Annotated in this window: 17 protein-coding genes; 8 read left to right on the plus strand and 9 right to left on the minus strand. The window is 40.2% G+C overall.

Annotation, left to right across the window (positions count from 1 at the left end; genetic code table 11):
- Positions 1 to 2 precede the first annotated feature (2 nt).
- From accB to HMPREF9423_RS03440, 6 genes are all read left to right on the plus strand, one after another.
- Positions 3 to 485 carry an acetyl-CoA carboxylase biotin carboxyl carrier protein gene (gene accB, locus HMPREF9423_RS03415; protein ID WP_006147938.1) on the plus strand — a complete coding sequence of 161 codons (483 nt, stop codon included), beginning with the start codon at positions 3 to 5 and terminating at the stop codon, positions 483 to 485.
- Positions 482 to 904, plus strand: coding sequence for a 3-hydroxyacyl-ACP dehydratase FabZ (fabZ, locus tag HMPREF9423_RS03420; protein WP_006147939.1), 423 nt, complete (start codon positions 482 to 484; stop codon positions 902 to 904). The genes accB and fabZ overlap by 4 nt, the downstream gene beginning before the upstream one ends.
- Before the next feature lie 11 nt (positions 905 to 915).
- On the plus strand, positions 916 to 2283 hold the full coding sequence (gene accC / locus HMPREF9423_RS03425; protein WP_004251889.1) for an acetyl-CoA carboxylase biotin carboxylase subunit: 1368 nt from the start codon (positions 916 to 918) through the stop codon (positions 2281 to 2283).
- 32 nt (positions 2284 to 2315) lie between these two features.
- Positions 2316 to 3179, plus strand: coding sequence for an acetyl-CoA carboxylase, carboxyltransferase subunit beta (gene accD / locus HMPREF9423_RS03430; protein ID WP_004251892.1), 864 nt, complete (start codon positions 2316 to 2318; stop codon positions 3177 to 3179).
- Complete coding sequence (locus HMPREF9423_RS03435) at positions 3179 to 3946, plus strand: acetyl-CoA carboxylase carboxyl transferase subunit alpha (RefSeq protein WP_004251895.1); 768 nt, start codon at positions 3179 to 3181, stop codon at positions 3944 to 3946. Before accD ends, HMPREF9423_RS03435 begins: the two co-directional genes overlap by 1 nt.
- A gap of 153 nt (positions 3947 to 4099) precedes the next feature.
- A complete protein-coding gene (locus tag HMPREF9423_RS03440; RefSeq protein WP_004251898.1) occupies positions 4100 to 4825 on the plus strand; it encodes a CPBP family intramembrane glutamic endopeptidase in 726 nt (241 codons plus the stop codon).
- Between the two features lie 53 nt (positions 4826 to 4878).
- Here HMPREF9423_RS03440 and nusB read toward each other — a convergent pair whose 3' ends face one another.
- The 9 genes from nusB to gatC all read right to left on the minus strand — a co-directional run bounded on the left by nusB (position 4879) and on the right by gatC (position 12253).
- Entirely contained in the window at positions 4879 to 5301 is a 423-nt protein-coding gene (gene nusB / locus HMPREF9423_RS03445; RefSeq protein WP_004251901.1) for a transcription antitermination factor NusB, read from the minus strand.
- Positions 5294 to 5683 (minus strand): Asp23/Gls24 family envelope stress response protein, encoded by a 390-nt coding sequence (locus HMPREF9423_RS03450; protein ID WP_004251907.1) that lies wholly within the window; start codon positions 5681 to 5683, stop codon positions 5294 to 5296. Before HMPREF9423_RS03450 ends, nusB begins: the two co-directional genes overlap by 8 nt.
- 21 nt (positions 5684 to 5704) lie before the next feature.
- Positions 5705 to 6265, minus strand: a complete 561-nt coding sequence (efp, locus tag HMPREF9423_RS03455; protein ID WP_004251910.1) for an elongation factor P — start codon at positions 6263 to 6265, stop codon at positions 5705 to 5707.
- Positions 6266 to 6345: 80 nt separating this feature from the next.
- Positions 6346 to 7551 carry an SPFH domain-containing protein gene (locus HMPREF9423_RS03460; RefSeq protein ID WP_006147942.1) on the minus strand — a complete coding sequence of 402 codons (1206 nt, stop codon included), beginning with the start codon at positions 7549 to 7551 and terminating at the stop codon, positions 6346 to 6348.
- Between the two features lie 9 nt (positions 7552 to 7560).
- The gene (locus HMPREF9423_RS0101985; RefSeq protein ID WP_006155736.1) at positions 7561 to 8547 is read right to left on the minus strand and encodes a zinc-ribbon domain-containing transport protein; all 987 of its coding nucleotides are present in this window, start codon (positions 8545 to 8547) and stop codon (positions 7561 to 7563) included.
- A 49-nt stretch (positions 8548 to 8596) separates the two neighbouring features.
- Positions 8597 to 8989, minus strand: coding sequence for a hypothetical protein (locus tag HMPREF9423_RS03465; protein ID WP_004251919.1), 393 nt, complete (start codon positions 8987 to 8989; stop codon positions 8597 to 8599).
- A 50-nt stretch (positions 8990 to 9039) separates the two neighbouring features.
- Positions 9040 to 10485, minus strand: coding sequence for an Asp-tRNA(Asn)/Glu-tRNA(Gln) amidotransferase subunit GatB (gatB, locus tag HMPREF9423_RS03470; RefSeq protein ID WP_004251921.1), 1446 nt, complete (start codon positions 10483 to 10485; stop codon positions 9040 to 9042).
- Entirely contained in the window at positions 10485 to 11951 is a 1467-nt protein-coding gene (gene gatA, locus HMPREF9423_RS03475; protein WP_006147945.1) for an Asp-tRNA(Asn)/Glu-tRNA(Gln) amidotransferase subunit GatA, read from the minus strand. The genes gatB and gatA overlap by 1 nt, the downstream gene beginning before the upstream one ends.
- Complete coding sequence (gatC, locus tag HMPREF9423_RS03480; protein WP_006147946.1) at positions 11951 to 12253, minus strand: Asp-tRNA(Asn)/Glu-tRNA(Gln) amidotransferase subunit GatC; 303 nt, start codon at positions 12251 to 12253, stop codon at positions 11951 to 11953. The genes gatA and gatC overlap by 1 nt, the downstream gene beginning before the upstream one ends.
- Before the next feature lie 212 nt (positions 12254 to 12465).
- Between gatC and HMPREF9423_RS03485 the strand changes: the two genes are divergently transcribed.
- Together HMPREF9423_RS03485 and HMPREF9423_RS03490 are read left to right on the plus strand one after the other, a co-directional pair.
- The gene (locus HMPREF9423_RS03485) at positions 12466 to 13140 is read left to right on the plus strand and encodes a YwaF family protein (RefSeq protein WP_006147947.1); all 675 of its coding nucleotides are present in this window, start codon (positions 12466 to 12468) and stop codon (positions 13138 to 13140) included.
- A gap of 34 nt (positions 13141 to 13174) precedes the next feature.
- A complete protein-coding gene (locus HMPREF9423_RS03490) occupies positions 13175 to 13867 on the plus strand; it encodes a YwaF family protein (protein WP_006147948.1) in 693 nt (230 codons plus the stop codon).
- The last annotated feature ends 35 nt before the right edge of the window (positions 13868 to 13902 follow it).

The following is a 13902-nucleotide window of genomic DNA, read 5'->3' on the forward strand; positions in this document are numbered from 1 at the left end:
AAATGAATTTAAATGAAATCAAAGACTTGATGGCACAATTTGATCAGTCAAGCTTGAAAGAATTTTCTTATAAAAATGGAACGGACGAGTTGGTCTTCAGTAAGAATGAAGCGAAACTTGTGGCAGAAACAAGTCCAGCACCTCAACCTGTAGTTCCAGCAGCTGTACCTACAGTTGCACCACAAGCTCCAACTACAACACAAGTTGTAGAAGCAGTTCCAGAATCAAGTGCTAGTGAATCTGTAGCTGAGGGGGACCTTGTAGAAAGTCCACTTGTCGGTGTTGCTTACTTGGCTGCCGGACCAGACAAACCTAATTTTGTTTCAGTCGGTGATACTGTTAAAAAAGGCCAAACCTTGGTCATCATTGAAGCTATGAAAGTTATGAATGAAATTCCAGCACCTAAAGACGGTGTTGTAACAGAAATTCTTGTTGAAAATGAAGAAATGGTTGAGTTTGGGAAAGGCTTGGTACGTATCAAATGATTGATATTCAAGGAATTAAAGAAGCTTTGCCACACCGTTATCCCATGCTCTTAGTAGATCGTGTCTTAGAAGTTAGTGAAGATACAATTGTTGCTATTAAAAATGTAACGATTAACGAACCTTTCTTCAATGGTCATTTTCCTCAATACCCAGTTATGCCTGGAGTCCTCATTATGGAAGCCTTGGCTCAGACAGCAGGTGTTTTGGAATTGTCTAAACCTGAAAACAAAGGGAAACTTGTCTTCTATGCTGGCATGGATAAGGTTAAGTTTAAGAAACAAGTTGTTCCTGGTGATCAGCTTGTCATGACAGCAACTTTTGTCAAACGTCGTGGCACAATCGCCGTAGTAGAAGCGAAGGCAGAAGTAGATGGTAGGCTTGCAGCAAGCGGTACTTTGACCTTTGCTATTGGAAACTAGGGAGGTTTTCCATGTTTCGTAAGATTTTAATTGCCAATCGTGGTGAAATTGCTGTTCGTATTATTCGTGCGGCACGAGAGTTAGGAATTGCTACAGTTGCTGTTTATTCGACTGCTGACAAGGAAGCTCTCCACACGCTTTTGGCTGATGAGGCTATCTGTATCGGCCCTGGGAAGGCTACAGAATCTTATCTGAACATCAATGCCATCCTATCAGCTGCGGTCTTGACTGAAGCTGAAGCTATTCACCCTGGATTTGGTTTTTTAAGTGAAAATTCCAAATTTGCAACTATGTGTGAAGAAGTCGGTATCAAATTTATCGGGCCATCAGCTCGAGTAATGGATGTCATGGGAGATAAAATTAACGCCCGTGCTCAAATGATTAAGGCTAATGTGCCTGTCATTCCAGGATCAGATGGAGAAGTCCATACTGCAGAAGAGGCTCTGGCTATTGCCGAAAAAATTGGTTATCCAGTTATGCTGAAAGCTTCAGCTGGAGGTGGTGGTAAAGGAATTCGTAAGGTTGAAAAGGCAGAAGACCTTGTATCAGCCTTTGAAACAGCCTCTAGTGAAGCCAAAGCAAACTTTGGAAATGGGGCTATGTACCTCGAGCGTGTGATTTATCCTGCTCGCCACATTGAGGTACAGATTCTTGCTGACCAGATGGGACATGTGATTCACCTAGGTGAGCGCGACTGTTCGCTTCAGCGGAATAACCAAAAGGTTTTAGAAGAAAGTCCTTCGATTGCTATTGGGAAAACACTGCGTAATGAAATTGGTGCTGCAGCAGTCCGTGCAGCGGAATCTGTTGGTTATGAAAATGCTGGGACCATCGAATTTCTACTAGATGAAGCAACTGGGAAATTCTACTTTATGGAGATGAATACTCGTGTCCAAGTAGAACATCCAGTAACCGAATTTGTTTCTGGTGTGGATATTGTCAAGGAACAAATCCGTATTGCGTCAGGTCAACCTTTGACTCTGAAGCAAGAAGACATTGTTCTAAAAGGACATGCTATTGAGTGCCGTATCAACGCAGAAAACCCAGCCTTTAATTTTGCACCGAGTCCAGGTAAGATCACTAATCTTTATCTACCAAGCGGTGGTGTTGGCTTGCGTGTTGACTCTGCAGTTTATCCAGGGTATACCATTCCACCATACTATGATAGTATGATTGCTAAAATTATTGTTCATGGTGAAAATCGTTTTGATGCACTCATGAAAATGCAAAGAGCTCTTTATGAACTCGAAATTGAAGGGGTCGTCACCAATGCTGATTTTCAACTCGATTTGATTTCAGATCGTCGTGTGATAGCAGGGGACTACGATACTTCATTCTTGATGGAAACTTTCTTACCACAATATCAAGAAAAAGAATAATATAAAAAGTATGAGACTGAAAAGGGGGATGTATGGCTCTATTTAGTAAAAAAGATAAATATATACGAATTAATCCCAATCGTTCACTTAGAGAAAAGCCCCAAGCCAAGCCTGAGGTTCCAGACGAACTCTTCTCAAAATGTCCAGGTTGTAAACATACCATTTACCAAAAGGATTTGGGGAGTGACCGTATTTGTCCTCACTGTGGCTATACCTTCCGTATTTCAGCTCAAGAGCGTCTTGCTTTAACCATTGACATGGGAAGCTTCCTAGAGATGTTTACAGGAATTGAGACACAAGATCCATTGGAATTTCCAGGCTACCAGAAAAAATTAGCCTCTATGCGTGAAAAAACAGGTCTTGATGAGGCTGTTGTTACAGGAACTGCTTTGATTAAGGGTGAAAAAGTTGCTCTTGGAATCATGGATTCTAACTTTATCATGGCGTCTATGGGAACAGTAGTTGGTGAAAAAATCACTCGTTTGTTTGAATACGCGACAGCTGAAAAATTACCAGTCGTCTTGTTTACAGCATCTGGTGGAGCACGTATGCAAGAAGGAATCATGAGTTTGATGCAGATGGCTAAAATCTCTGCAGCAGTCAAACGTCATTCCAATGCAGGTCTCTTTTACCTAACAATCCTTACTGATCCAACAACTGGTGGTGTTACAGCTTCCTTTGCTATGGAAGGGGATATTATCTTGGCAGAGCCTCAAAGTTTAGTAGGATTTGCTGGACGTCGTGTCATTGAAAATACCGTAAGGGAAGATTTGCCAGAGGATTTCCAGAAGGCAGAGTTTTTGTTAGAACATGGATTTGTGGATGCGATTGTTAAACGGAGAGAATTGCCAGATATGATTGCTCGATTAGTAAGGTTACATAAGGGGGATTGTTGATGAATATTGCAAAAATCGTCAGAGAAGCACGTGAACAAACCCGCTTAACTGCCTTGGACTTCGCAACAGGAATATTTGATGACTTTGTAGAGCTACATGGTGATCGCTCTTTCCGAGATGATGGTGCTGTTATTGGTGGTATCGGTTGGTTGGGAGACCAAGCAGTAACTGTTGTTGGAATTCAAAAAGGTAAAAGCTTACAGGATAATCTTAACCGTAACTTTGGACAACCTCATCCTGAAGGTTATCGAAAAGCCCTTCGCTTGATGAAGCAGGCTGAAAAATTTGGCCGTCCTGTTGTAACTTTTATCAACACGGCTGGTGCCTATCCTGGTGTCGGAGCAGAAGAGCGTGGGCAAGGTGAAGCTATTGCCCGTAACCTCATGGAGATGAGCGATCTTAAGGTGCCAATTATTGCCATTATTATCGGTGAAGGTGGCTCAGGAGGGGCTTTAGCTCTTGCAGTAGCTGACCGTGTTTGGATGTTAGAAAACTCGATCTATGCAGTTCTCAGTCCTGAAGGCTTTGCGTCTATTCTATGGAAGGATGGCAGTCGTGCTATGGAAGCTGCTGAGTTGATGAAAATTACTTCATTCGAATTGCTAGATATGAAAATTGTTGATAAGGTTATCTCTGAGGTAGGTCTATCAAGTAAAGATCTGATCAAGCAAGTCAAAGAACAACTCCGAGCAGAACTTGATGAACTTGGTAAACTGCCACTAGAGCAGCTCATTGAGGAACGTTACCAACGCTTTAGAAAATATTAAAAAGTAAGCTAGGACTAAGATATAGTTCTAGCTTTTTCGATTCTATAAAATACATTTCAGTATGAAAAATTGACTCTTGTAAAAATATCTGTTAATATAACAAGGGATGCGTGTGCTATAAAAATAAGTCAACAAACATTTTTGGGAGTGAGTATGAAAAAACTAGGGCATTTGGGAATCTATACATTACTGGTATTCCTATCAATTTATCTACTAGATTTCAGTAGTCTTTATCTGGCTAAGATGTTTGTCTGGGGTATGGATGGCTATTCTATTATTGTAGCAGTAGAGCAACTAGCTCTTTTAGGGCTATTTATCTATTGGCTTAAAAAGAAAAAAATGCTCTATATTTTTGAGAAAAGGGGCTCGAAAAAATCCAGATTCTTTTACCTTGTAGTTAGTCTAGTGGCTACTTATTTTGTCCGTCAGTTGTTAAGTGCTTTTTACTTACAGTTTAGTCGCTTCATTAATAACAACTATATCTTTGAAGACCTTCTTTCGGTCCTATCCTTCAGTGAGCAATCTACTATTTTAACGACTTGCTTCTCTTTTATCTCCGTTGTCATTTTGGGGCCTATATTGGAGGAGATTGTTCATAGGGGATATTTTATGAACACCTTCTTTCCCCAGTCCAAATACTACTTGGATGTCATCTTATCAGCTCTTATATTTGGGCTCAGTCATTTGGTATTGTCCCATCGCGACCCCATCAGTTTGATGGTTTATAGTTTTTCCGGTCTTTTCTTTGCTTTAGTTTACCGATGGACAAAGAATCTAAAAATCACCATCCTGTGCCATAGTTTTATTAACTTTCTCATTCATGCAGATTTCATCTGGTTGTTGCTTTCTAATTTAATCTATAATCGTTTTTTTAGATAGCATTTGAGGAGACAAATAAAAAGTGTTTGATATCTATCAAACACTTTTTATATTTAATTTTCTTCAGTTACAAATTGACTGAGCAGTCCGTTAATGAAACGGGCTGATTTTTGATCTGAAAAGCTTTTTGCAAGTTCAATAGCTTCATTCACAGCTACAAGTTGAGGAGTATCAAAGGAAGTGATTTCGAAAACTCCTAAACGCAATAAATTCTTTTCAACTAAGGTTAAACGTTCAATCGTCCAACCAGACTTTAAATGCTGAGTGATTTGTTTGTCTAGTTCCTCTTTTTGAGCTTGAACACCAGATACAAGATCGATTAGGAAGCTAGGGAGTTTTACCTCGTCGTCTTCTCGATCATGAGTATAAGCGAAGCGACAAGCAGTTTCAATATCAGAACCATATTCAAGACTCATCAGTGCTTGGAAAGCACATTTTCGTAGTTCGCGTCTAGATTCTAATAATGGACTAGTCATTGAGGAAGTCCTCATCAAACAAATCTTTTAATGCTGGTTTTGGTGTTTTATCTGGTGCAATACCAGCAACGTGAATATTCACAGCATTGAGTTCTACATCAGCCATATTACGAACGGCATCTTTTACAGCTTTTTGAATAGCCATTGCAACCTTAGGAACCTTGACACCATACTCAAGATAGAGATAGATATCAGCTATTAGTTCTTCTTCAGATTCTTTTAGATAGACGCCACGACCGAGTGAAAGTTTTGAAAGGGTGTCAGATACTGATTTGTTTGAAAAAGAGTGGACACCATCAACTTTAGCTGTAGCGATTGCAATGATTTTTTCAAGTACACGTGGGGCGATAACGATTTCGCCTAATTGTTCTTCAATTCCCATAGAATGACCTCTTTCTAGAGATTAGGCACGAGAAACGTAAGTTCCTTCTGCAGTGTTGATAACGAGTTTTTGTCCTGCTTCGATGAAGTCTGGAACGTTCACGACAAGTCCAGTTTCCATTGTAGCTGGTTTACCAGAACCGGTAACAGTTGCACCTTTAATAGATGGTTGAGTTTCAGCAACTGTCAATTCAACAGTTGTAGGTACTGTTACACCGATTACTTCAGTTCCGTAAAATTGAATTTTAACTTCAGAATTTTCAAGGATGTAAAGCAATTCATTTTCAACATTTACAACTGGAATTTCGTATTGGTCGTAAGTTTCAGTGTTCATAAAATAAGCTGTATCGTCCATTTTGTACAAGTATTGTGCTGGCACAGTTTCGATAATCGCTTGTTCAAATTTTTCCTCTGGACGGTAGCTAGTTTCAAATGTTGAACCAGTACGGACATCACGCAATTTCATACGCATGATAGTGTTTCCTTTACCTGGTTTGTGGTGGCTAGCTTCCAAAACGCGGATCAATTTTCCGTCAGCTGTTTCAAAGGTCATACCAGCCTTTAATTTACTTGCTTCGATCATGTTTTTACCTCTTTAATAAAATAATTTACTCTTTATTGTATCATAAGTCGCAAGATTTCTCAAATATCAGGGAAGTGAAATTAGTTGACAGGAACGATGTTTCCTTCTTCGTCTTTGGTTACCAATACGTACTTGCCATCGACTTCGATGTAGAAGTTTTTATTAGTTGGTTGTTCAGGAGTAGCAACTTGCTCAGGACTTGAAGTTTGTACCGGATTAACAACTTGGTTTGGATCAGCAGGTTGTACCGGGGGAACAGTTTGATTTGGGCTAACAGGTTGAGCTTGTTGGTTTAATTGACCACCAAGTGTTTGCCCTAGGTTCATTCCCATAATCATGTTCATACCATTGCCATTACCTTCGTTATTAGCTGCAGCAATAAGAGCTTCGTTACGAGCACGACGTTCTTCAATCTCGATGGTATTGTATTTCATAGCAACGAGTTCGCTGTCAAGTTTACGTACAATCTCCATGCTTTCTTGGTCGTAGCTCAAATCCTCAAGAAGGATATTGGTTGCTTCAATACCGTAAAGTCCTGTCCATACCTTGTTGACTTCTTGTTTAGCAAGTTCATTGAAAGTATCTTGGTTGGCATTGAGGCTATAGATATCAACTCTGTTTTCATTGGTATACTTAGCGATAGCAATTGCGATTTTAGGAGAGATATTTTGTCGAAGTGTTCCTTGAGCAATATCTTGGAGTGTAAATGGTTTATGATCTTCAATTTGTTGACTGATCGAGCTGACATAGAAAAGTACAGGATCAGCAACTTTGATATCAAACAAACCGTAAAAACGGATATTGAGCATTTGTTGGTAACGTTCACTGAAATACTCTACAGCATTTTGGGTACCAAATTTATTCCCTGCGATTGGTTGCATACGGATAAAGATGATTTCTTGTCGAGTAATAACTTGTCCACCAAAAGAGAAGCGGTTTTTGAAGTTTTCCCAAGTACCCTTGATTCCACCTTTTTCAAGGAGCCAAGCGTTATCACCTGCACGCCATTCATGGCTTCCAGCTTCAAGTACATCCCCTAGGAAGGTACCATTATTGACAAGAACAGCAACATATCCTTGAGGAACAATGACAACAGAACCGTCTGTTAATAGTCCTGTATTTTGATTGCTTTGTCTTGAACCACCGTCAGGATCTTTTGTAAGAAGTTGGCCCTTGATGGCCATAACATCTGCAGAGACTTGGTCTGGAAGTACAACGGCTTCCTTGAATTTGCTATCATTAAAACTATTTAGCCCAGCTGAAAGGGCAGCGCGAATAAATCCCATAATTTCCTCCTAATTATAAAGTTCGTCTTCATCCACAACTTCATAGGTGTCAAGAACCCATTGATTTGGACTACGTGTGAGCTCAGCGCCGCAGTATTCACATTGGCTAATAGCTGAGATTTTCAGTGGAGCACCACAGTTTGGACAGTGGTCGCTAACAGCTTCATCTTGAACATTGTTTTCAGTTTGGCTACCATGTTTGCGGATGAAGTTCATTTGATAAACTGTAAATAGATCTTGTTGAGGGTCTCCCTCAATAACCTTACGAGTCTTGTCGTCGATGACATAGTCTCTCAAGGTAGATGATAAGATGACGACTAAAGTATCATTTCCATCTGGATTACTATTGAAATCTTTGATTCGGACATTTTCAACGTAAACGCGTTCCAAAACATTCGTTGTTTGAGATTGGATATAGTCTTCCAGTTGAGCACTGTGTTGAGTATAGAGACTAACACTTTCAAGAGAACGCACCAAGTTCCAATCCTTTTTAGTCCAAGCAGCCTGCAACTGGATATAAACTTCTTTAGCCCATGAAGTGAAAGCAGAGGCATCAAAGTTTGGATCATAGTATCTAAGTCGATCAATGGCTTGTATATTATTTTCAACTCGACGATGGCTAGTTGGTTGTGGTTGGTAGCTAGTAGAACTTCCATAAGATTTACCAGATGATGAATTCTGGTCATTCAGATATTTGATAAGCATGAAGAGTATGAAACCTCCGACACCAAACATAATCAGAATGTTCATGCCAGTGCTTAAAGAATCTCCCAAATTCGAGTAACTACCACCAGAACGATAGCTGCTTCTAGAAGAAGAACTACCACTTGAACGGCTTCGGCTAGAGCTACTACTTCGAGAACTGCTACTGCTTCGTGAGCTACTGCGACTAGAGCTACCACTTCGAGAATGTCCAACACCTGCATCGATGGATTGTAGGGGTGTCACAAATAGAAGAAGCAAGCAAGTAGTGATAAGAGTATATAACTTTTTCATATGTCTCCTAACTATGTGAGTACAAAAATAGTTTTTGCTAAATTTATGTCTATAAAGAGTTTTGGAGTTTTATAGTTTTATTTTCAATAAACCACCCTATAATCCAACCAAATACGAGTATATAATTCTCGATAGCACCAATCGCATTAACAGGAGAATGAAATTCAATAAAATTTAACAAATGATTTGTTCCTATTCCTATACCACCAATAATGAGGGCAAGAAGGGCAATTCTCAGGTAAAACCAATCGTACTTAATATTAACGGCAAGAATAATAATTAAGACAGCTAGATTCCAAATTCCAATTTCTCTTTGCCATCCTGCAGAAACACCGTAACCAGAATGCTCTCCCATATATGATGGGAGAAAGATTTGTAGAATAGAAGCACCCAACATGGCGACGATAACTAAAATAAATAGTACTCGTAAAAATTTGTTCATTTATTCTCCTTTCTATTTTTTAGTAGAAAAGTCTATTAGCGAAAGTATATTTACTCGTTCTCTTTCAACTTAGCCAATTCTTGGGCAAGTAGTTTGAGGGCTACTTGTGGGTTGGCTTGTCCTTTAGTCGCTTTCATGAGGAATCCTGTGAAGGCCTTGTCGGCGTTACGTTTTCCTGACTTGAAGTCAGCAACAGCTGCTTCGTTATCGGCAAAGACTTGGTGGATAATTGGAATCAAGATATCTGGATCTGAGATTTGAACCAAACCAGCTTTTTCCACGTATTCACGAGCGCCTCCACCATTTTTAGCTAGGTGAACAAAGACTTTTTTTGCAATCTTAGATGAGATAGTGCCGTCTTCGATGATGGCAATCATTTCAACCAAGTTTTCTGGTGTCAATTCGATTTGTTCCAGTGTCTTGCCTTCAGCGTTCAAGAATTGAGCGACTTCACCTTGGAGCCAGTTAGAGACTTGCTTAGCATCACCACCAAGTGAAACTGCTTTCTCAAAGAAGTCAGAAGTGACTTTGTTGGCAGTCAACTGGCTAGCATCGTAGTCTGATAATCCGAGTTGAGAGACATAGCGTGCACGGCGCTCTTTTGGAAACTCTGGCAACTCAGTGCGCATTTCATCAATCCACTCTTCTGAGATTTCAAAGAGTGGTAGATCTGGCTCTGGGAAGTAGCGGTAGTCTGCAGCCCCTTCCTTAACACGCATGAGGATAGTTGCCTTGTTGGCTTCATCATAACGGCGTGTTTCTTGGCGGATTTGACCACCTGAGCGAAGGATTTCAGCTTGACGTTGGACTTCATATTCAAGACCCTTGCGAACGTTTGAGAAGGAATTGAGGTTTTTTAACTCAGTCTTGGTACCGAATTTCTCTTGACCATAAGGACGAAGCGAGATGTTGGCATCCACACGCATAGAACCTTCTTCCATTTTAACGTCAGAAATGCCAGCGTATTGGATAACCTCTTTGAGGGCTGTTAGATAAGCATAAGCTTCTTCTGGTGAACGCATGTCTGCTTCAGATACAATCTCAATCAAAGGCACCCCTTGACGGTTGAGGTCAACATAAGAGTAACCATCTGTACCATGCGTGTTTTTACCGGCGTCTTCTTCCAAGTGAGCACGTTCAATACCGATTTTCTTAGTTGTACCGTCTTCTAGCTCCACTTCAATCCATCCATTGTAACCGATTGGTTCATCAAACTGAGAAATTTGGTAGGCTTTAGGATTATCTGGATAGAAGTAGTTCTTACGGTCAAAGTGCATCTTCTTGTGGATGTCCATGTTGAGGGCAAGAGCTGCCTTGATACCAGCATCGACAACACCTTTATTGAGAACTGGTAGTACGCCTGGGAAAGACCAGTCAATCACGTTAGTGTTGGCATTTTGGTCATTCCCAAAGTGGGCAGAAGTAGGTGAGAAGATTTTTGAATTGGTGTTGAGCTCTACGTGGACTTCAAGTCCAATGACTGTTTCAAAGTTCATTAGTTATCACCTCCAAAAATCACGGGTTGTTGTTTGTGGTAGTCTGTTGTTGCTTCAAAAGCAGCAGCAACTTGGTAGATAGTTTCTTCTGAATACTTAGGACCAATCAATTGGAGTCCTACTGGTAGACCTTGAACAAATCCAGCAGGAATAGAAATACCTGGGAGACCAGCTAAGTTGACAGGAATTGTCAAGAGGTCAGCTAAGTACATAGCAACTGGATCGTGGTTGAGTGAATCCAAGTCGTAGGCAACGCTAGGAGCAGTTGGTCCCAAAATCAAGTCGTAATCCGCAAAGACGTTTTCGAAATCTTGGATGATAAGGGTGCGAACTTGTCCAGCCTTCTTGTAGTAGGCATCATAGTAACCTGATGAAAGGCTGAAAGTACCTAGCATGATACGACGTTTAACTTCTTCACCGAAACCTTGGCTGCGGCTGTTTACATAGATTTCATCAAGATTAGTTGCATCTTCTGCACGGTAGCCATAACGGATACCATCAAAGCGTTGCAAGTTTGATGAAGCTTCTGATGAAGCGATGATGTAGTAAACCGCTACACCGTATTTAGAGTGGGGAAGGCTAACTTCTTCGACGATAGCACCAAGTTTTTCAAAGTGCTTAGCAGCATTCAGAATGACTTCCTTAACTTCTGGGTCAATCCCTTCGCCAAGATACTCTTTAGGCAAAGCAATTTTCATTCCCTTGATGTCTTGACCGATTTTTGAAGTAAAGTCAGCAATGCGAATAGGGGCAGAAGTAGAGTCTTTGACATCTTCGCAGGCAATCGCATTGAGCAAGAGAGCATTTTCCTTAACAGTTGGTGCAAAAGGTCCAATTTGGTCTAATGAGCTACCAAAAGCAATGAGACCGAAACGTGAAACTGTTCCATAGGTTGGTTTGAGACCAACAATCCCGTTAAAGGCAGCAGGTTGGCGGATAGAACCACCAGTATCAGAACCAAGTGATAAACGGACTTGCCCTGAAGCTACAGCTGCAGCTGAACCACTTGATGATCCACCAGGAACCTTGCTGTGGTCCCAAGCATTTTTGGTTGCACCGTAGTAAGAAGTCTCACCTGATCCACCCATGGCAAATTCGTCCATGTTGGTTTTCCCAACAACGATCATGCCCTTAGATTTTGCATTGGCAACAGCTGTGGCATCAAAAATAGGTTCGTAGTTATAGAGCATTTTTGAAGCTGCTGTTGTTAAGAGACCATCTGTAGAAATGTTGTCCTTAACAGCTAGGGGAATCCCAGAAAGAACATTGTCAGCGTCAATTCCAGTTTCGTCAATAGCTTTAGCTTGAGCAAGAGCTTGGTCTTCAGCGATTGTAACAAAAGAATTGAGTGCTGTCTCACGAGATTTGATATCTTCAAGAGTTGCTTGTGTTAGTTCTGTTGCAGAAATTTCCTTAGAGACAAGGAGATTGTGCAACTCTTCAATCGTTTTATTGTTAAAAGTCATTAGGCGTCTCCTCCATCATCTAGGATAGCTGGCACCTTGATATAGTAGTTATCTTTTTCAGGTACATTTTTAAATAAGCGATCACGATCTGTTCCTTCTTCGGCCACATCAGGTCGGAGAACAGTTTTACGGTCAGCCATCGTTGTAGTAGGTGCGACACCAGTAGTGTCGACTTCACTGAGCAATTCGACCATATCAACAATTTTTGAGAGTGTTGTCGCAAACTCTGCAGTTTCTTCTTCTGAGAATTTTAATTTTGAAAGATTGGCAACGTGAGTTACCTCTTCTTGCGTAATTTTCATCGGATATCCTTTCGTGAAATGATGATTCTTTATCTGTTCTATTTTACCATATTTTCCTATAAATAAGGCAAGCCAAGCTAAAAAGAAACAGAAATTGAAAAATACTTTTTATTTCGATATAATGGTTGAAATTAGAAGAAAGAATAACAGTCGTTTTTAGTTGGTAAAAAGGATGTAGCATTGACTCAACTAGAACACGTTAAGGATGACATATGACGCTTTGGGAGTTGCTTTTTACCAGTAAAAAGACAGTTCCTCCTCATTTGGGAGCCTGGTACTTTTTATTACCTACTTCTTTGGTAATCATAGCTGTTTTATCGATTCGTTTCGCATCATCTAAAGGTTACAGAAACTTTTGGTATTGGGGACAATTGATTCAGTTGCTCATTATCAACGCTTGGTATATTGCTGCACGTCTGCCCCTATCTGAGGCTCTCCCTTTTTACCATAGTCGCATGGCTATGTGGATGATTCTTTTTGCCCCTAATAAGACCTTTTTCAAGCAATATTTTGCCTTAGTGGGAGTTTTTGGTTCTATCATGGCTTTGGTTTATCCAGTCTTTTATCCTTTTCCTTTCCCTCATGTTTCGTCTGTGAACAATGTTTTCGGACACTGGGCCCTCTTGGCTAACTGCTTGATTTATCTTGTTAGATATTATAAAGTTGAAAAAGGGGATACTTGGAAAATATGCCAGATGACTTTTGGGGTTAATGCCATTATCTTTCTTGCCAACCTCTTGACAGGAGGAAATTATGGCTTTATGAGCAAGCCACCTGTGATTGGAGATCATGGTAGTTTGCTTAACTATTTGATAGTGACCAGTTTGATGACAGGTATTCTCATCCTTATCAATCAACTCGTTAAATATAAACATAAGAATAGTTAATATACAACTGAATTCGTTACCTTAAGGAGACTTTATGCATCATTTTATTACAAGAACCCAAACGACGCCACCGCCTATTCCGATTTTTTGGTATGGAGTTATGATAGGCCTTCTCGCCTTGTCTATTTATGCTTCTCTTACTTACTACAAAAATCCCAAATTTGTTCGATTGTTTAAGTGGATTCAAATAGCGCAATTGCTAGCTCTTTATACTTGGTATATAGGTTTTAGCATTCCATTTTCGAACAGCCTGCCTCTTTACCATTGCCGTTTGGCCATGTTCGCGGTTGTTTTCTTACCTGACAAATGGAAAACCAAGCAGTATTTTGCCCTTATGGGAGCCAGCGGCGCAGTATTTGCTTTAGGCTATCCTGTTTTTGACCCCTATGATTTCCCTCATATTACCAGCTTTTCTTTCCTGATTGGCCATTATGCTCTCTTGGTCAATTCCCTGGTCTATCTCATGAATCACTACGATAAAAACCTACTTAAAAAGTATCGAATTATCGCCTACACTTTTATTCTCAACATTTTCCTAGTTGGGGTCAATCAAGTAACAGGTGGGAATTACGGACTCTTGAATACGACGCCGTTTATTCCAGATGCCCCTATATGGATAAAGTATCTTCTGGTTTCAATCATTCTTTCTTCAGCCTTAGTGCTCTTTGATATTTTGTTTAAAAAACGTTGGGAAAAGAAAATTGCTCTAGAAAAAATAAAATTTTGAAGAGATTGTAACTAGCGATACAAAATAAATATTGA

Source organism: Streptococcus infantis ATCC 700779, from assembly GCF_000187465.1.
GTDB lineage: Bacteria > Bacillota > Bacilli > Lactobacillales > Streptococcaceae > Streptococcus > Streptococcus infantis.